The following is a 16,565-nucleotide window of genomic DNA, read 5'->3' as shown; positions in this document are numbered from 1 at the left end:
ACCCCTCCCCATATCAATGGGAAGGGCTTATTGGATTTACCCTAGAAACGTTTCGCAAGCATCCGCGCATTCTTTGCAGGCTTTCGCACATTCTTTACAATGCTGATGATCGTGCTTGTCGCACACATCCGCACATTTTTTACAAATGTCACGACACTGCTCTACCATACCTTTTACATCCCCATAATTTGACGCAAGCAAGGTTGCAGTTGCGCCACAGATCTCAGCACAAGCCCTATCCGTTCTGATACAGTCTACCATCATCTTAATGTCGTCTTCGCTGAGACAGGCATCTGCGCAATAATTGCAATGGGCCACACAGTTGTTCAATGCTTGGATTAATTTTGAATTTTTCATACATATTTAATTTTAGTTAATATTAAATTTAATCGAATATAGGTTTTGATAGGTAGTTGTTGTGTCATAATTATGGTTAATACTTATACAATTTTGTCAAGTGAATGTCTACAGTTCTTTTGGTTTGCCTTATAGTCTGTTAAACTCATTCCTGTTTCATTTTTAAATTGTCTGCTCAAATGGTTTAGATGCTTATAATCGAGCATTTGGCCTATTTCGGTAAAATTGTATTCCTGTTGTTGAATGAGTTCTTTGACCTTTTCAATTTTTAACTTGATAAAATATTTTTCGATGGTAATCTCTTCAGTAAGGGAGAATACTTTGCTTATTTTAGAATATTCCTGTTGCAACTTTCTTGAGAGATACCTTGATAACCTCTCTTCAAGCCCAAACGGCAATCGGTTCAAAATATGAATTAACTCGATTTTCACATTTTCCGTCAATCTTTTCTCCGGGGTATCAATTATTGAAAAACCATCGTTTTCCAAAATATTTAGTAGACATTCATACTGTGATACATCTTCGATATACACCTTTATCTGCCCCAACTCAATTTCAAGCAACTCTATACCCTCTGTCCTAAATTCAGTTCTAAGTACTTTTATGCACCTATCGCAGACCATATTTTGTATAAATAATTTTTTGACCATAGTAGTTATACATACCTTGACAAACAAATTTTGGAGGTTTTGGGTTTCTCAATACAACGGGGGAATCCAACCGCGAAATTTTATTTAAAGGTTCAACCAAGATAAAGTCTAACTTGAAATTTCATGACCTATAAAGCCTGAATATTTGACCCATTTGGAATTTGAAGATACTTATGGGTAGCAGAAAGGAAAATCTAGGTTCTTGATATGAAAGCCCTTAGCTAACGAACTAAAGTTCGTCCAATGACTTGCGATTTTTTTTGACCGAGCTCTTGAATTGTGTAGGGGTCATGCCGGTTATCTTCTTGAACTGGTTGCTCAAATAGGCAACGCTACTGTAATTCAGCTTAAAGCCAATTTCACTCAGAGTTAGTTCATCGTATACCAATAATTCTTTAATACGCTCAATCTTTTGGATGATGATATATTGCTCAAAAGTGATGCTTTCGACCGATGAGAAAAGGGAGCTTAAATATTTGTAGTCGAGATGTAGCTTTGAACTTATATAATCCGCCCATTTAACATCCTGTTCGTCCGAAGAATAGTGGATTTTATTGACCACCAAAGTTTTCATTTGTTCGATAAGCTGACTTTTACGGTCGTTGATAAGAAAAAACCCCGATTCTTCAAGTAGAATGGAAAAAACCAATTTTTTCTTTGACCCAAGTACCGAGTTCAATTCGACTTCTCCCAACCTAACGGAAACATAGGGAATATCAAGTTTTCTAAGAATGGAAGAGACCGCACTAATGCATCTAGGGCAGACCATGTTTTTTATATAAATGGTGTTGATCATTTTTACCGGTTTCTCGTTATGGAAATAGTTTTCAGCGAATACTGATACCCTTGAAAGCAAAGTAAAAGACCAAGAATACCGCCAAAACGAAAAGTAATACTATAAAAAATATTCCATAGGTTTTTTCTTTTCTATCTATATTGGGCTTTTGTTTGTTTCTCTTGTCCTTTCTTCTTTTCCTTCTGTTCTCGCTCATCTTCTACGTCCTTTTAAAGATTTTGGCAGACAAGACCTAAATCGGATATCCACCTTCCCCAAATTCTTTACTCCAAAGTAGCTTTGATTTCTCCACAGGTCATCATAGCTTCACCGTAGTAAGGGTTACGAATCTCTTTTTCGATACTTAGCCAGTTGGCTCCCTTATCGCTATCTGCCATTGGACAATAGTTATTGTATACCTTTTGATTGACCCCAAAAAGTTGAACGCTACTGATCATGTGGGCAGAGAGATGTTTAAAGTGGCCTCTCTGCTCCTTGATATCCGAAGTGCTTGCCATTGCATTGGACGAAGCTTTGAGTTCTTTTTGAATCGTCATCCAATGATTATGGGCCTCCTTGTCTTTTAGTAATTTCATATCAACTTTTCCCAGACTCTCTTCCATTTGGTCTGCTTCCTTTTGTGCCACCGCCCCGTCATCGTTTACCAAAGCGTTCTTGACATTTAAATAGGCTTCGAATACCTCCTTTAACTGGCCTTGAAACTTGTTTGAAACGTCTATTCTCTTTTTCATCTCCGAGTGGTCCGTAGTATTGGAGGGTTCCATTTTACTTCCTTCCTGCATCCCCAAATGACCTTCATGTCCTGTCATGGTTTTGCCCCCTTCGGCATTCATCATCGATTTTTTGCCCTGTAACTGAGCCGCGGCATCAACGGTAAATGTTCCGTTGGTCACAATCTCGTCGCCGCTTTCGAGCCCATTTAGAATTGTAAATGTTCCGCCATTGGAATTTCCAAGGGTTACTTCACGCATTTCGAATACGGGTTCGTCAGGATTGGTTTTTACATATACGACGGAACGTTCACCCGTCCACATTACGGCACTTGCAGGAATAACAACGGCATCTTCCATTTGCGTTTGGGCTCCGGCGATTGTACCTTCAACGAACATGCCCGGCTTCAATAGATCATTCTTATTGTTGAGTACTGCCCGTACCATAACCGTTCTCGTTGAAGAATTTAAAAGTGGGTCCACAAAAGATACTTTTGCGGTAAATTCTTCATTGGGATAGGCATTGGTCGTGACCTTGATTTCCTGTCCCTCTTTCAGGGAAGATATCTGATTTTCATAGGCATCGAAAACGGCCCAGACGGACTTTAAGTTCGCGATTTTGTACAAAGGCTGCCCTTGTTTAACATAGTCCCCCTCTTCCACCATTTTATCGGTTACTGTGCCCGAAACCGTTGCATACACAGGGAAATTCTCCTGTACTTTACCGACCTCTTCGATCTTGTCGATCTGGCTCTCCGACAGCTTCCATAATTTTAATTTATTACGAACAGCATTGTACAGGGCCGGTTGGGAGGCTTTCATTGATGCGGCCGTTAATAGTTCCTGTTGTGCCGATACCAGTTCCGGGGAATAGATGGTGGCAAGAAGGTTGCCCTTGGCCACGGTCTCACCGGTAAAGTTCACATTTAGTTTTTCGATACGACCTGCAAAATAAGTGGCTTGTAGGGCATTTGCCTCTTCGTTCACGCGAATCTTCCCTGAAAGTTTAAGTGAGCCCCCGTCCGAACCACCCAACCCAACGGTAGAGGTATGTATATTGGCCAAGGCCATGGCGTTGTCCGTCATTTTAATTTCATTGGCACTTAGTCCCTCTGCCCCAGATTCGGCAGGGATCAAATCCATACCACAAATAGGGCAGTCTCCTGGTTCAGGCTGCATAATCTGTGGGTGCATGGAGCAGGTCCACATTTGATTTTCTGCTTCATCTGAATGGTCATGACTATCGGACATGTCCGATGTGTCTTTCTCTGCCGCTCCGTCGGCGGAAGAACTTCCAAAGATAAGATAGCCCGCCAATAGCCCTACTATCAAGGAGATGCCGATGTAAATGATATTTTTTTTCATGATCTAATAATTAAGATTCGTACTACTTAGGTAATTAGGGATGAGATTGTATTTTCTTTTTATGAACTCGAATTCCTTGTCCGGACATCTCTTGAAATGCCCATCTCCGAAAACATAAATTAATTTTCTTGTAAACGCTTTATCATCGCCTTCATTTCCATGATTTCCCTTTCTTGTGCTTTGATGATGTCTTCTGCCAATTTTTTGACTTCGGGGTCTTGAATATCCGCCCGCTCACTGGTCAAAATTGCTATGGAGTGGTGTGGTATCATAGCTTTCATCCATAACACATCCCCAATGATAGGTGCTTGTGCTCGAACTAACCCCAAGGCGCTGACAAACAGAACAATACTGCCAACAACTATGCCAATGTTTTTCTTCTTATTTTGATACATACTACGCATTGCCACGAACATTATTATCGCCATTGCAGCAATACCTAGACAGCTCATATAGAAACGTGTAAGACTGAAATAGACGTGGTCAATTTCATAGGAATTTAAATACATCGTAATGTACATTGCGATGAAGGACGCCGCGAGCATCAATACGAATTTCGTGTAGTTGTTATTGTCCATTTTGCTGTTTTTTTTTTCTGAATTCATGGTTTTCATTTTTAGTTATTATTGTAAGTTTTTTATTTTCATGATGCTTAGCTAGCTCGTATACCATTATACAAAACCGTTTAGTACCGTAATCAACCCCAACAAGGAAAATATTCCAAGCAGAAAGGGGCCAAAGTTATTCTTGCCCTGATAGTTCACTTCGACAATTGGATACATAGAAAGATGCATAAACCGCTATGGGCCTTTGTAATTTTACAAGCTGTCTTTCTTTTCACCATCAGAAATCTATTGACTTTGTCCGTAGTCTCAAGGCGTTCGCAATTACCGAAACAGAGCTAAAACTCATTGCCAGCGCCGCGATCATGGGCGACAATAATATCCCGAAAAAGGGGAATAGTACACCTGCCGCGATGGGAACGCCAAGGGTATTGTATATCAGCGCAAAAAACAGGTTCTGCTTGATATTTCCCATTACGGCGTGACTCAAGTTTTTTGCTTTAACAATACCGTGTAAATCTCCTTTTACAAGGGTAATCATAGCACTCTCAATAGCAACATCGGTTCCCGTTCCCATTGCGATACCCACATCGCTTTTTGCAAGTGCTGGCGCATCGTTTATACCATCACCAGCCATTGCGACCACTTTTCCCTGTTCCTTTAATTTTGTTACTTCTTTAAGTTTGTCTTCCGGTAACATTCCAGCTTTAAAATCGGCAAGATTGAGTTCACTGGCCACCGCTTGCGCTGTATCGTGATTGTCTCCCGTCAACATTATGACAGCGATGCCTTTGTCTTGTAATTCCTTGATAGCTTTTGCACTTGTCGCTTTAATTTTGTCTCCAATTACAACATAGCCTGAGACTTCGCCATCAATTGACAAATATGAAACTGTTTTGCCTTGTTTCTGAAAGGATTGAGCTTCGGCCTTAATTTCAGAAGAAATAGTAGCTTTTGCATATTTCATCATTTTAGCATTTCCCAGATCAAGTTTTTTACCGTCAACGGTTCCTTCTACACCTTTACCAGTAACGGCACTAAAGTTTTCGGTTTTTGAAATTTCAGTATTTTGTTCCTTGCCATATTTTACAGTAGCTTCAGCAAGTGGGTGTTCGCTAGAACTGTTTAGAGAAGCGATGAATTTCAATATTTCGCTTTCACGAAAGCGATCTCCAAAGACACCTATTTTTTCTACTGTTGGTTTACCTTCAGTAATAGTTCCTGTTTTATCTACTATAAGTGTATCTACCTTATCCAGTTTTTCAAGGGCTTCGGCATTTTTAATGAGCACTCCGTTTTGTGCACCTTTACCAACGCCCACCATTATGGACATAGGAGTTGCCAATCCCAGCGCACAAGGACACGCGATAATCAGTACAGCAATGGCATTGACCAATGCATACACATAGGCTGGTTCTGGGCCCCAAATTGCCCAAACGGCAAACGTGATGATGGAAATCGCAACGACGACCGGTACAAAATAGCCAGAAACCGTGTCCGCCAATTTTTGGATGGGCGCACGACTACGACTGGCATCGTTTACCATATGTATGATTTGAGAAAGCAACGTATCGCTACCTACTTTTTCGGCTTTCATTAAGAAAGATTGATTGCCATTGATTGTGCCGCTACTTACTTTATCATCCTGGACTTTATCTACAGGAATAGGTTCTCCAGATATCATTGATTCGTCTACAGTCGTATTTCCTTCAGTAATTGCACCGTCCACAGGAATTTTATCGCCTGGTTTAACGCGTAGTATATCTCCTTTTTCAATCTGGTCAATGGAAACTTCTTCTTCATTTCCATCAACCACACGCACCGCTTTGTTGGGTGCTAGCTTTAATAGTTCCTTAACTGCAGAATTCGTTTTACTATGTGCACGCGCTTCCAGTACTTGACCCATTAAAACAAGCGTAAGTATCACTGTTGCGGCTTCAAAATAAACGTGGACTGCCCCAAAATCCGTTTTGAACTGTTCTGGGAAAAAGTCAGGAAACAACATCCCAAAAACACTAAAGAGCCACGCCACACCTGCACCTATGCCTATGAGGGTGAACATATTGAGGTTCCAAGTTTTGATACTGCGATAGGCGCGTTCAAAGAACATCCAGGTCGCATAAAAAACCACAGGAATGGATAGCCCAAATTGTATCCAGTTCCACCATTTTTGTTCCATTATATCGTACAATGGATGGCTTGGAATCATCTCGCTCATTGCGATCAAGAAAATAGGCAGCGTAAAAGCTACAGCTATCCAAAATTTCTTAAGTAATTTTTTATAGGTTTTCTCCTCGGAAGAGACATCTGGCTGCATCGGTACGAGGTCCATCCCGCAAATGGGACAGGCGCCCGGTTCATCCTTGATAATTTCGGGATGCATAGGGCACGTCCATTGTTCGACTGGAGTACCGGATAAATTTTGCTCTTCTACTAGATCCATTCCACATACCGGACAATCGCCCAGGGTATCGTAGGTTTTGTCGCCTTCGCAATGCATCGGACAATAGAATGTACCCGTACCCTTGCCTTTGACTTTTTCCTCTTTTTTTTCCTGGGGATGATGATGTTCCCCATTCTTATGGATGCTATAAGTTCCTCCATCATTTTTCAGGGCTTCTTGAAATTTCTCGATGGAAATATGGGATTGCATATCAATTGTAGCTTCTTCTTTTTCTAAATTAACGGATGCATTGGAAACCCCTTCCACTTCAGAAAGTGTTTTTTCTACATGGGTCCGGCAACCATTACAGGTCATTCCGTGTATGTGATAGGTATGTTCCATAATTATTGAATAAAGAATTTAACGATTAATCCACCTGCCAACCAGATATAACAGATGAATGCGGTGTATTTTAAAATGTTTTCGAGTAACTCGCTTTTGGGTGCCATTTCGCTCATACTGTGTTCTACATCTTTCTTTTTGAAAAATCCTAAATAGACCAAATATCCTGAAATGGCCAAGAAGGCTATGTTCAAATAGAATGTATAGTCTATCTTGAAGAATTCGCTATCCTCAATTTTCACTTGGGATGGGTCGGGCAATATGCCGAGCAGATCAAAGCTGTAATGCAATGTCAGTGCCGTTCCGATCAATGCGGTGAACAAAAGGAAGAGAATGAACAAAGACATTTTCCAACCATAATACCTCGCGTTGATACGCAAAACGGGAAACACCACAAGGTCACTAAATATAAAAGCCATTACCCCGGCAAAACTTACTCCCTTGCCGAATAACAGGGCCGCTAACGGGATGTTCCCCATCGAGCCAATAAAAGTCAAAAATGCGGCAACCGGCCCAACAATGATATGTTCCATGATTTCAAGAAAAGTAAAATCCGTATTACCCTGCCCGCTGTTGATGAATAGCGTCTGAAAAAAGGAATCCGGAACGAATGCAGCCACTATCCCGGCTATGGTAAAGCCGACGGTAACGTCTTTCCAGACCATCTGCCATTCCATTTTATATTTTTTCGCTACCCTCGCCCAGCTGTCCTCTTTTTGAATCTGTTTTTTCCAATCCTTGGAATCATCCATTTCGTCATCATCTTCGCTTTCTAGATTTTTGCGGGCTTTATCAATAAGCTTTTTGGGATTGATAAGCCGTATCAATATCCAGCAAATCAGAATCAACAGAATACCGCCTACATACTCGCCCACTACGAACTGCCATCCCAAGAAGATGGAAATGATGATTCCCAGCTCGATAACCAAGTTGGTCGATGCCAAAAGAAAAGCGATAGATGACACGAAACTGGCACCTTTCTTGAAAATGGATTTTGTACCGGCCAAGGCCGAAAAACTGCACGAACTGCTTATAAATCCGAAAAACGCACCTAAAAGCATACTCTTGCCCTCGTTATCGCCCATCGCCTTTTGCATCTTTTTCTCCGTCACAAAAATCTGTATCATACTGCTGATGATATAGCCCAGGACAAACGCCCAGAGCGCCATCCAGAAAAAACCTGTAGAGGTATAGGCCGCTTCACCCCATTGTTTTAAAAAGTCATTCATAATTTAACTATTACTATTTATAAAATTATTAATTACTTTTAATGTCCCAAGCGGACGAATGCGTTTTGAAGATTTTTCAATCTTCGGCGAATAATTCGAATGTACCTTCGGTGGTTAAGCTTTGTAGGGCATCCTTGTATTTTTTCAGCGTTAAAACAACTATTTCCTTTTCGGATGCAACAGTTTTTTCTCGTGCATTTACGGATGCCAAAATCAGTATTGCCAACAACGGCAAGAGGGTTATTCTAATTCTTTTTACATGCATAATTTTGGTGCTATGCATTGTTATTGTTTTCATTTTTTACGTGTATTCTATTGACATTTGCAATTCCGAAGAAAAGAACGATAAAACTTAAGGTTATCTCTAGCATTACCATGCCCTTTGCAGCATATGTCGTAGGAACGATATCCCCGAAACCTACCGAGGAAAAGGATATAAAACTGAAATATAAAAATTCAAAAAAAACGATACCTCTAGCCGATCCATTCATCAAATTGGTTTTAAAACTATCGGCATCCGTAAGGTACATTGCGGCATAATCCGTTGCAAACGACAGAACAATAAGGCCAATGAGAAGACCGAACAATGCAAGTACATGCGCCAAAAGATGGCTTTTAGCAATTATTTTACTCAACTGAATAAAGGTCAACCTGAGTATAAAGAACATTTTAAACAGAGTAAGAAAAATAACCGACCATCCCCAAGCGGGAGTTATTAAACTATCTAAAAACCATATATTCACTACGGCGATGATACCCACTATGGTAATAGCGGGCACTGCCTTTGAAAACAGTTGCCAATAAAAAGTAGGGCTATGTTGTATGTCTTTGGTACGGGTCATATTTATGCTTTCGAGTTTTATCTTTCTTTAAGCAGCGCATCCACGCTCAAATCGTGTTTGTCATTTACTTTAATAAATGCCAAGCTTGGGCGCTCTAAATTATAATCGGTAATCAACAGCGACCATGAAGCATTCAATTGTAGGCCTTTTGCAACCGGTTCTAGATTTATGTCAATACTTAGTTGCCGTGTGGTTCCCCCAAGGGTAAAATTGCCCGTTAACTTGATCGTCTGTTCAGTCTTTTTATTAAAATCAAAATCATCGATAAGTTTTCCCTCAAAGATAACATTGGGATTTTTCTCAGCTTTAAGTAGCTCATGCATGTGTTCATCACGTTTATCCTTACGCGTCTTTATGGATTTTACGGGTACCTTAAAAGCTACTTTTCCAGTTTTAAAATTAATGGTTCCCCGCAATTGGTCAGACTCTCCTGTATAGGAATTAAGCGGCATTCTAGCCTTGAAGGCGGCATTTCCATCTTCAGTGCTATACACCTGCGCAAATGAGTTATTACCGCCCAGTAGCAAAAACAAAATCGATAAGAGAAAAATCACGTTTTTGAACATGTGTAAATTACTATTAACCTTAACTTCCTTACATTTCTTCATACGATGCGGATTGGTTCTTTTCATTCTTAATTTCTTAATGGGAATGGCTGCCCTCCTCTGCTTCTTCGGTTTCCAAAAACTCGCTCTGTGGGCCTACGCCTTGAATATAAACAAGCTGAGCACCATAATGCCCTGCCTGCGCAACGGATAACGCTGAAAAGGCCATCACCAGGAAAACAGCAATTTCAAACCCTCGTTTCAATTTTATCCAAAAAATACTAATAACTTTCAAAACTGCGGCCAAGGCACTGGACCATATAGTCCAATCGGCATATTTATCATGGTTATCCAGTACTTTTTGGGCAATATCCGTAAGTCCGTGGGTATGGGGATGCACGTAGGTGCCCGCCACGTAGGCCCCAATGAAACCTGTGCCGATAAGGAATAGGATGACCCAGTCCAAATTCCTTTTTAGAACAAAAACCTGAATACATTGAAGCAATGCAGCGAACAGTAATAGTACAATGGGAAAATGCACTACTAACGGATGTAAATTATCGAATTCATCCAAACCGACCTCTTCTTTGTCTATGGGATCGCTTGAATGGCCTTCTGCATGTTCTTGGGGCTTTTCGAATACATCAATAGCGTAGAGGTTTCCTGAAGTATTCGCCAAATGTCCAGAATTGGTTTCGATTGAGGTAGCTGAAATCGCGTTAAACGAATTTAGGCTTAACAGCAGCACTAAAAATAATAGGGATGTTCTCATAATCAATCGTATTTATGCTGCGTCAGTGGTAATTTGCAAAATAAGCGCACCTATGACTATGGCGCCTATGATGATATAAATCGCATAGTTGAACCATTTCTTAAATTTTGGTTTTCCGGACTTTTCCAGCCCGTCTTTACAACATTCCTTCATCTTTCATTTTTTTATGCCTGTCAAGGGAAGGGATTAACATTAACCATTAACTAACCAATCTCCCTTCCCATAACAGGACTTTACTCTTAAAAATATTGCCTTGGTGGAATTGGCAAACACTAAATAATCAACTAATAAAAACTACTAAACCATGACCACCTAGGACTTGTTTACTATTCTGTCTTTAGCAAAGTAGAACACCAACCATGGTAGTAGGGCAAATTGCAATACTGGCGTAATACCCACATCGACCAAAGGAAGTAATGGCATTATCTCCGCATAGATCCAATCGCCTCTACTTGTATGCCACATTTCTGCCAATATCGCCCCTAAAGTGCCAATACCGACCAAGACCAAAGTTCTTTTTAAATTTAGATTTCGAATCCAGAATATGTTGTTGTATAACAGTCCCAAGCTAAAAAAAAGCAACAAAACCATGAGCATATCGGCGACCGATGCAAGGGCGCAGAATGAAATGTGTTTTACGTCATATTCAAAGCCCTCATAAAGCGGACCTTGGGCAACTTCCCAAATAAGATTTACAACAAAAGCAGCAATGGCAATATTGGCTACATAAAAATCATAGGCCACGGGGTTCTTTTTTCCTTTTTTAAAAAGGAAGTACAAGCCCGTGACTATTGCCAGGACCATTGACGGTACTATGAATATTTCAATAGTCAGTCCGTCCATTTTTTATTGTTCTGTACTTTTGCCAGCTTCCATATTTTCTGTATATTTTACTTTTTCATTGACCTGAAAAGGGAAATGGGTGCTAACTAAAAAGCCCATCCTCTCACAGGATTTAAAACTATTGAATCACTTCTGTTACCTTTCCACAACTGAGCATTTGAGCTCCATAATATGGGTTTCGGATGTCCTTAATGGCGGATAACCAGTAGGCTCCTCCGTTTAGGGCCATGGGGCAGAAATCCTTATAGATTTTCCCCGAGGTAATAGTTCCTTTCAACAAGGTTTCCGTTTCATTGCTCAAATCGGAAAAAGCCTTTCGTTGGACCTTTAAATTATCCGAATCGGCTATTTTTTGTGAGGCAGATAATGCCGTATTCGAACCTTCGATTTTTTCGAGTGCCTCGTTCAACATTCCCGCTCCCTTTTTGGCATCGCCAGGATTTGACCCGACCAAATCATTTTTAATATGCTCGTAATGTTCGTATGCGCTTGCCACGTTCTCATCGCTAAACTCCAAGGCGATCTGTTTCATTTCCATCTTGCTGTGGTCATGGTTCAACTCTATTTTGTGTTGGGCGTAACTCATAGTTTGCCCCTAACATGAGCAGGATTGCTACACCATTTCTTAAACTTTTCATTAGTCCAATTTTTAGTTTATAAACTGTCCTTAAAATTAGAGACCCAATCGAGAACGGTTTTCTTTTCGTCCTCGGATAGTTTTGCTTCCCTATGAACTAACGTGTAAGACCACAGGGGCATTTCTTCATCTTCTATCTGACTGTTGATAGATCGTAACTTGCTTTTTTTCATTCTGGACGAATACTCGTCCCACTCATTAAAATTCAGTTCTTCCTTGCCATGTTCTACATGGTTTTCTAGAAACCAGGCGACTGGCTGTACCTTGTTGTACCAAGGATATTCGGTATTGTTACTATGACAATCATAGCAGGAAGCCTTGAAAATCTGGTCGACTTTCTCCGGTACATTGTTTACTAAAATAAAGTCCGTATTTGGCACCTTTTCACTTTGATTAGGGGTAGTGGGGAAAAATTGAATCCCCACAAACCCTATTAGAAGTATGATAGCTACGATTCTTACTGCCTTCACTTAATTGATTTCCTTCTGCACGCTACCACAGGTCATCATTTTACCGCCGAAAAGCGGGTTTTTGATTTCCTTGCTATCGCTCAACCACATGCCCCCTTTGTTCTTATTGTACATAGGGCAATATTGTTGGTAGAGGGTTTTGGGCGTTCCCGCAATGGCGATAAGATCCACCATGTCTTTGCCCATGGCCTCAAAATGTTCCCGCTGGTGACCAATATCGCTTTCCGAAATATGTTCGCCGTGTTCTTTGGCCACTTCGATGATTTCCTTCAATTCTTTTTGTTGCCCGTCATCAAAATTACCCGTTTCAAACTGTTCCAAAACCGTTGCCAAATCCCCGCCATAGGATGCGGCCTTGCTTTGATTATCCGCGACCAAAGCTTCCTTCAGCCCAAGATAGTTATCAATAATAGGTGCCGTCTTTGCCATTTCTTGACCGTTTTGCATCGTTGTATCGTCATCCATCCCCGACTGGGCATCCATCTGGCCGTCTTTCTCCATCTGCCCGGTATGATGGCTTTCGGTATCATTGATTTGTTTTTTGACATCCTTACATGAGGTCGCTGATAAAGTCATGAATGCAATTGTCAAAATTCCTATTGTAATCTTTGTTTTCTTCATCTTTACTTTGATTTATTGATAATTATAGTTTGACATTTGTTCGTCCGATATTGGAAAGAATGTTTTTTAACGCTTCTTTCGTTTTGTTCGCAATATCGGCTACATCGGTTTTAAAGGAAGATGACCATGTAGTGTCGGTATCTTCAATGGACACCTCGATTACAGTGCTGTCCTCCACCTCCTTGACGGTTACGTTACAGGGGAACAAGATGCTCATTTGAATATCGTTGGCCATTAGGTTCGATGCGGTATCCCGATTACAGACCATAAGGATAATATGCTCGGGCATATCCTCCATTTTGGAACTTAAATATTCTTTTACATCAAGCTCCGATACGATATCAAAGCCTGACTTCTCAAGTTGATCCCTTACATTCTGAACAGCTTCGCCGAACGTAAGGTTGTACCTCCTTGTAACACAATAGCGGGTATTCATACTTTCGCTATAATTCTGTTGTGAAGCCTTTTGCCCGTTGTTTCCTTTTTTCGCCATGATCTTAATTTTAAAGATTTTCAACTACCTGCTCAAGTTTGGATGTTATCTCTTGGGCCACCTTGTTCAATTTTTCATTTTTTACCGCTTGCATGGATGCCATCGGATTTATCGCTGCAACTTCTACGACCCCTTTTGCTACTTCCTGTACGATTACGTTACATGGCAGCATAGTGCCTATCTTATCCTCTGCCTCCAATGCCTTATGGGCATAGGGCGGATTACAGGCACCGAGGATTCGATATTTTTTGAAGTCCACATCGAGTTTCTTTTTCAATGTCTCTTTGACATCTATTTCGGTCAATATGCCGAAGCCTTCCTTTTTCAGTTCTTCCGTTACCTTGTCGATGACTTTTTCAAAATCTTCGTGAAGGGTTTTGTTGAAATAGTATTTCATCATTTTAATTTTTAGTGTTCAACGTTCGTTTTTGTTCTTCATATTCTTCTTTGGATATTTCGCCCTTGGCGAACCGGTTGTCGAGTATGTCCATAGGATTTTTCCTCTTCACGGTATTTTGCCTATTTCGTCCATTGTACAGAAATACGCCCAATACGAGCACGACCGGTATCAGTATCCACCACCACATCATCATAATAATCGTATAGTTTTAATTAATTAATCGTTTTCATTTGTAGTTATCCAAACCTTTCGGGCAGGAATTTATTATCCCTCGTTTTTCATTTTCCCTTTCATCTTCTTCCTCATTTCAGGATCTTTATCCATCATCTTCTGCATCATCTCTTCCTTCATTTCAGGGTTTTCATCCATCATTTGCATCATCTTTGCTTTCATCTCCTTTTTCATCGTTTTGTTACTATGGATTTCATCCATCAGCATTTTACGGCCCTTTTCGTTTTCCATCATTTTATCGAGCATTTTAGATTGCATCTTTTGCATCATTTCGGGATTTTTTTCCATCATCATCTGCATATGGGATTGCATTTTTTCTTTCATTTCGGGGTTTTTCTCCATCATCATTTTCATGTTTCCGGATTCCATCTTTTGCATATGCTGTTGCATCATTACCTTTTTTGCCCCTTCATCTTGTTGCGCCAAGTCAATAAATTCTTCGAGTTGGCTTGGGTTGGAAATTATTTCCTGATATACAGCGTTTCGATTGGTTTGAATTTCCATTGTTTCAGTGGCATTAAATGTTGATTTACAGCTAACCAATGTGCCGACTGCTCCAATAATCATTAAGGTTTTTACAATTGTTTTCATTTTGATTTGAATTTAAATTAATACTCGTTTATATAAAATTGTTGTTTATTCATTTTTTGAATCAATGCCTCATTTTATTTCTTCATATTCTTCTTTAGCGATTTCCCCTTTTGCATATCGTCTGTCTAAAATATCTTTAGGACTGTCTTTTTTTGATTCTTGATAAAGAATGCCATAAGGGACAAAGAAAATCCAACTTAAAATAGCTATCCATATAAAATGCATGCCTCCAAAGTGTCCATCATAAAAATGCATAATGTTTTATTTTAAATTAATTTTGGTTGGACCATTTTCAACCTATTCCCGATAGTTATTAAAATTCATAACCCAATTGGAAATAGTCGTCACTACTTTCACGATTTTTGTATTGGAAGACCTAAGGTGATCCAGTCATGCATTCCTCCCCTGTAGTATAGAATTCTATCAGCTGGATAACCTGCATCCAAGAGGTTCTTTATAGCTGTTGATGATTGTGGGCATTGTGGACCATTGCAAAAAAATATACTTGGGTCGTTTTCGTCCAATTCATCCATTCTTTCCACCAATTCGTCATAGGGAATATTTTTTGAGCCCGGAATAGTTACGCAATCAGCGGTATCAGGTTTTCGCGCATCGATAATTGGCAAACCCTTCATGTGGTGCTGATATACTTCTAATTCACCAACCGTATGCACGGGTCGTGCTGCCTTTATCGATTGAATACTGCCCCATGTTGTATCAACTTCCACTAAGCCAGGTTCTGTTCCTATATTTTTGGGAATCATATGGTTCTTAACTCTTTTGGGAGTTCTGATCTCTGATATATCCCTGATTTTTGCCTTTAGATCATTTATTATATCTATTTCGGGCATACCGGCAGAGGCTACTTTTTCATCGATAATCAATAACGGTGAGTGTTTCAATTGATATTTTTCAAATATTTCAGGATGATCCTCAAAATAATTTACTTTATAGGGTAGCCAAGCGCCCTGAAGCACTTTCTCAAGTGAGGGTCTATGTTGACAGGTTTTGGTTGCTGCTATTAAAATCTCCATAATAATTTTTCTTTAATTGATTTTAGTGTTAAAAACTGTTTTAGATTTTATATCTCTAGTATTTCGATGAATCGTGCATTTTGGCTTTCAAGAATTATACATTTATAAAAATTAATCCTGCCTATTTTCTTTAATGGGTGTTTGTATATCAATTTCCTTTGTTACGTCATAATTTCAAGTTTTCAGCCATAACACAATTTTTGGGACAATTATATCCATGGAATATCTTTTTCAATGTCAAAACCTATTTATTATTTTTTCTGGAATTAAAAAATATTACCATTAATACTATTGAAATTAGAGGTATGGCAATCCACCAGCCCATATGCATTCCCCAGTAATAGTAACCTTCGTTATTGTGCATCATTGTGTTTTACACCTGTATCTTGTTTGCAACTGTTTAAGCTTAAAAGCCCAATTGCGGATAAAATAATTACTAGTGTTTTCATAATATTTAATTTTAGATTACTATTTATTTAATTTGTTTTGATTCTAGTTTATGATTATAATTTGTTGTTTATCCATTTTTAAAAAGCCTTATAATTTTTCGATTACATTTTCTAGCATTGAAGTTATTTCATTGGCAACATCGTTCAATTTTTCATTTTCTACAGCCTGCAACGATGCCATT

23 protein-coding genes are annotated in these 16,565 nt (G+C 39.6%); all 23 read right to left on the bottom strand.

Features of this window, described 5'->3' with window-relative positions:
* Nucleotides 1–36 precede the first annotated feature (36 nt).
* The 23 genes from BLT07_RS04265 to BLT07_RS04165 all read right to left on the bottom strand — a co-directional run bounded on the left by BLT07_RS04265 (nt 37) and on the right by BLT07_RS04165 (nt 15,934).
* Nucleotides 37–357, bottom strand: coding sequence for a four-helix bundle copper-binding protein (locus tag BLT07_RS04265; RefSeq protein ID WP_091866120.1), 321 nt, complete (start codon nt 355–357; stop codon nt 37–39).
* A gap of 83 nt (nt 358–440) precedes the next feature.
* Nucleotides 441–1,007 (bottom strand): helix-turn-helix domain-containing protein, encoded by a 567-nt coding sequence (locus BLT07_RS04260; protein WP_091866118.1) that lies wholly within the window; start codon nt 1,005–1,007, stop codon nt 441–443.
* Nucleotides 1,008–1,236: 229 nt separating this feature from the next.
* Nucleotides 1,237–1,803 carry a helix-turn-helix domain-containing protein gene (locus tag BLT07_RS04255; protein WP_091866116.1) on the bottom strand — a complete coding sequence of 189 codons (567 nt, stop codon included), beginning with the start codon at nt 1,801–1,803 and terminating at the stop codon, nt 1,237–1,239.
* Nucleotides 1,804–1,834: 31 nt separating this feature from the next.
* The gene (locus BLT07_RS20890; protein ID WP_175455252.1) at nt 1,835–1,999 is read right to left on the bottom strand and encodes a hypothetical protein; all 165 of its coding nucleotides are present in this window, start codon (nt 1,997–1,999) and stop codon (nt 1,835–1,837) included.
* Nucleotides 2,000–2,066: 67 nt separating this feature from the next.
* On the bottom strand, nt 2,067–3,878 hold the full coding sequence (locus BLT07_RS04250; protein WP_091866114.1) for an efflux RND transporter periplasmic adaptor subunit: 1,812 nt from the start codon (nt 3,876–3,878) through the stop codon (nt 2,067–2,069).
* A 119-nt stretch (nt 3,879–3,997) separates the two neighbouring features.
* The gene (locus tag BLT07_RS04245; RefSeq protein ID WP_091866112.1) at nt 3,998–4,483 is read right to left on the bottom strand and encodes a DUF305 domain-containing protein; all 486 of its coding nucleotides are present in this window, start codon (nt 4,481–4,483) and stop codon (nt 3,998–4,000) included.
* A gap of 238 nt (nt 4,484–4,721) precedes the next feature.
* Nucleotides 4,722–7,226 carry a heavy metal translocating P-type ATPase gene (locus BLT07_RS04240; protein ID WP_091866110.1) on the bottom strand — a complete coding sequence of 835 codons (2,505 nt, stop codon included), beginning with the start codon at nt 7,224–7,226 and terminating at the stop codon, nt 4,722–4,724.
* A gap of 2 nt (nt 7,227–7,228) precedes the next feature.
* The gene (locus BLT07_RS04235) at nt 7,229–8,455 is read right to left on the bottom strand and encodes a permease (protein WP_091866108.1); all 1,227 of its coding nucleotides are present in this window, start codon (nt 8,453–8,455) and stop codon (nt 7,229–7,231) included.
* A 76-nt stretch (nt 8,456–8,531) separates the two neighbouring features.
* Entirely contained in the window at nt 8,532–8,753 is a 222-nt protein-coding gene (locus BLT07_RS04230; protein ID WP_175455251.1) for a hypothetical protein, read from the bottom strand.
* On the bottom strand, nt 8,731–9,297 hold the full coding sequence (locus tag BLT07_RS04225) for a potassium channel family protein (RefSeq protein ID WP_091866103.1): 567 nt from the start codon (nt 9,295–9,297) through the stop codon (nt 8,731–8,733). Before BLT07_RS04225 ends, BLT07_RS04230 begins: the two co-directional genes overlap by 23 nt.
* A gap of 17 nt (nt 9,298–9,314) precedes the next feature.
* On the bottom strand, nt 9,315–9,905 hold the full coding sequence (locus BLT07_RS04220) for a YceI family protein (protein WP_245726444.1): 591 nt from the start codon (nt 9,903–9,905) through the stop codon (nt 9,315–9,317).
* A 34-nt stretch (nt 9,906–9,939) separates the two neighbouring features.
* Entirely contained in the window at nt 9,940–10,614 is a 675-nt protein-coding gene (locus tag BLT07_RS04215; protein ID WP_091866101.1) for a DUF2231 domain-containing protein, read from the bottom strand.
* Between the two features lie 12 nt (nt 10,615–10,626).
* Complete coding sequence (locus BLT07_RS20885) at nt 10,627–10,767, bottom strand: hypothetical protein (RefSeq protein WP_175455250.1); 141 nt, start codon at nt 10,765–10,767, stop codon at nt 10,627–10,629.
* A 159-nt stretch (nt 10,768–10,926) separates the two neighbouring features.
* Nucleotides 10,927–11,457, bottom strand: a complete 531-nt coding sequence (locus BLT07_RS04210) for a hypothetical protein (RefSeq protein WP_091866099.1) — start codon at nt 11,455–11,457, stop codon at nt 10,927–10,929.
* Between the two features lie 118 nt (nt 11,458–11,575).
* On the bottom strand, nt 11,576–12,043 hold the full coding sequence (locus BLT07_RS04205) for a DUF3347 domain-containing protein (RefSeq protein WP_091866097.1): 468 nt from the start codon (nt 12,041–12,043) through the stop codon (nt 11,576–11,578).
* A 68-nt stretch (nt 12,044–12,111) separates the two neighbouring features.
* Nucleotides 12,112–12,564 carry a heme-binding domain-containing protein gene (locus BLT07_RS04200; protein WP_091866095.1) on the bottom strand — a complete coding sequence of 151 codons (453 nt, stop codon included), beginning with the start codon at nt 12,562–12,564 and terminating at the stop codon, nt 12,112–12,114.
* On the bottom strand, nt 12,565–13,185 hold the full coding sequence (locus BLT07_RS04195; RefSeq protein WP_091866093.1) for a DUF3347 domain-containing protein: 621 nt from the start codon (nt 13,183–13,185) through the stop codon (nt 12,565–12,567).
* Nucleotides 13,186–13,207: 22 nt separating this feature from the next.
* Nucleotides 13,208–13,678, bottom strand: a complete 471-nt coding sequence (locus BLT07_RS04190) for a DUF302 domain-containing protein (protein ID WP_139205100.1) — start codon at nt 13,676–13,678, stop codon at nt 13,208–13,210.
* 10 nt (nt 13,679–13,688) lie between these two features.
* Nucleotides 13,689–14,075 carry a DUF302 domain-containing protein gene (locus BLT07_RS04185; protein WP_091866489.1) on the bottom strand — a complete coding sequence of 129 codons (387 nt, stop codon included), beginning with the start codon at nt 14,073–14,075 and terminating at the stop codon, nt 13,689–13,691.
* A 4-nt stretch (nt 14,076–14,079) separates the two neighbouring features.
* Nucleotides 14,080–14,271, bottom strand: coding sequence for an SHOCT domain-containing protein (locus BLT07_RS04180; RefSeq protein WP_091866089.1), 192 nt, complete (start codon nt 14,269–14,271; stop codon nt 14,080–14,082).
* Nucleotides 14,272–14,342: 71 nt separating this feature from the next.
* Nucleotides 14,343–14,900 carry a hypothetical protein gene (locus BLT07_RS04175; protein WP_091866087.1) on the bottom strand — a complete coding sequence of 186 codons (558 nt, stop codon included), beginning with the start codon at nt 14,898–14,900 and terminating at the stop codon, nt 14,343–14,345.
* Between the two features lie 69 nt (nt 14,901–14,969).
* A complete protein-coding gene (locus BLT07_RS04170) occupies nt 14,970–15,155 on the bottom strand; it encodes an SHOCT domain-containing protein (protein WP_091866085.1) in 186 nt (61 codons plus the stop codon).
* 98 nt (nt 15,156–15,253) lie between these two features.
* The gene (locus tag BLT07_RS04165) at nt 15,254–15,934 is read right to left on the bottom strand and encodes a rhodanese-like domain-containing protein (RefSeq protein ID WP_091866083.1); all 681 of its coding nucleotides are present in this window, start codon (nt 15,932–15,934) and stop codon (nt 15,254–15,256) included.
* Between the last annotated feature and the right edge of the window lie 631 nt (nt 15,935–16,565).

This window comes from Pricia antarctica, assembly GCF_900101815.1.
In the GTDB taxonomy this organism is placed as follows: Bacteria; Bacteroidota; Bacteroidia; order Flavobacteriales; family Flavobacteriaceae; genus Pricia; species Pricia antarctica.
This window is presented reverse-complemented; position numbering and strand designations above follow the sequence as displayed.

Coding starts and splice junctions, on each gene's coding strand:
- BLT07_RS04240 (WP_091866110.1), bottom strand. CDS start 7,226: ATGGAACATACCTATCACATACACGGAATGACCTGTAATGGTTGCCGG.
- BLT07_RS04165 (WP_091866083.1), bottom strand. CDS start 15,934: ATGGAGATTTTAATAGCAGCAACCAAAACCTGTCAACATAGACCCTCA.
- BLT07_RS20885 (WP_175455250.1), bottom strand. CDS start 10,767: ATGAAGGAATGTTGTAAAGACGGGCTGGAAAAGTCCGGAAAACCAAAA.
- BLT07_RS04185 (WP_091866489.1), bottom strand. CDS start 14,075: ATGAAATACTATTTCAACAAAACCCTTCACGAAGATTTTGAAAAAGTC.
- BLT07_RS04260 (WP_091866118.1), bottom strand. CDS start 1,007: ATGGTCAAAAAATTATTTATACAAAATATGGTCTGCGATAGGTGCATA.
- BLT07_RS04170 (WP_091866085.1), bottom strand. CDS start 15,155: ATGCATTTTTATGATGGACACTTTGGAGGCATGCATTTTATATGGATA.
- BLT07_RS04265 (WP_091866120.1), bottom strand. CDS start 357: ATGAAAAATTCAAAATTAATCCAAGCATTGAACAACTGTGTGGCCCAT.
- BLT07_RS04195 (WP_091866093.1), bottom strand. CDS start 13,185: ATGAAGAAAACAAAGATTACAATAGGAATTTTGACAATTGCATTCATG.
- BLT07_RS04175 (WP_091866087.1), bottom strand. CDS start 14,900: ATGAAAACAATTGTAAAAACCTTAATGATTATTGGAGCAGTCGGCACA.
- BLT07_RS04210 (WP_091866099.1), bottom strand. CDS start 11,457: ATGGACGGACTGACTATTGAAATATTCATAGTACCGTCAATGGTCCTG.
- BLT07_RS04215 (WP_091866101.1), bottom strand. CDS start 10,614: ATGAGAACATCCCTATTATTTTTAGTGCTGCTGTTAAGCCTAAATTCG.
- BLT07_RS04235 (WP_091866108.1), bottom strand. CDS start 8,455: ATGAATGACTTTTTAAAACAATGGGGTGAAGCGGCCTATACCTCTACA.
- BLT07_RS04250 (WP_091866114.1), bottom strand. CDS start 3,878: ATGAAAAAAAATATCATTTACATCGGCATCTCCTTGATAGTAGGGCTA.
- BLT07_RS04225 (WP_091866103.1), bottom strand. CDS start 9,297: ATGACCCGTACCAAAGACATACAACATAGCCCTACTTTTTATTGGCAA.
- BLT07_RS20890 (WP_175455252.1), bottom strand. CDS start 1,999: ATGAGCGAGAACAGAAGGAAAAGAAGAAAGGACAAGAGAAACAAACAA.
- BLT07_RS04230 (WP_175455251.1), bottom strand. CDS start 8,753: ATGAAAACAATAACAATGCATAGCACCAAAATTATGCATGTAAAAAGA.
- BLT07_RS04245 (WP_091866112.1), bottom strand. CDS start 4,483: ATGAATTCAGAAAAAAAAAACAGCAAAATGGACAATAACAACTACACG.
- BLT07_RS04220 (WP_245726444.1), bottom strand. CDS start 9,905: ATGAAGAAATGTAAGGAAGTTAAGGTTAATAGTAATTTACACATGTTC.
- BLT07_RS04180 (WP_091866089.1), bottom strand. CDS start 14,271: ATGATGATGTGGTGGTGGATACTGATACCGGTCGTGCTCGTATTGGGC.
- BLT07_RS04205 (WP_091866097.1), bottom strand. CDS start 12,043: ATGAGTTACGCCCAACACAAAATAGAGTTGAACCATGACCACAGCAAG.
- BLT07_RS04190 (WP_139205100.1), bottom strand. CDS start 13,678: ATGGCGAAAAAAGGAAACAACGGGCAAAAGGCTTCACAACAGAATTAT.
- BLT07_RS04255 (WP_091866116.1), bottom strand. CDS start 1,803: ATGATCAACACCATTTATATAAAAAACATGGTCTGCCCTAGATGCATT.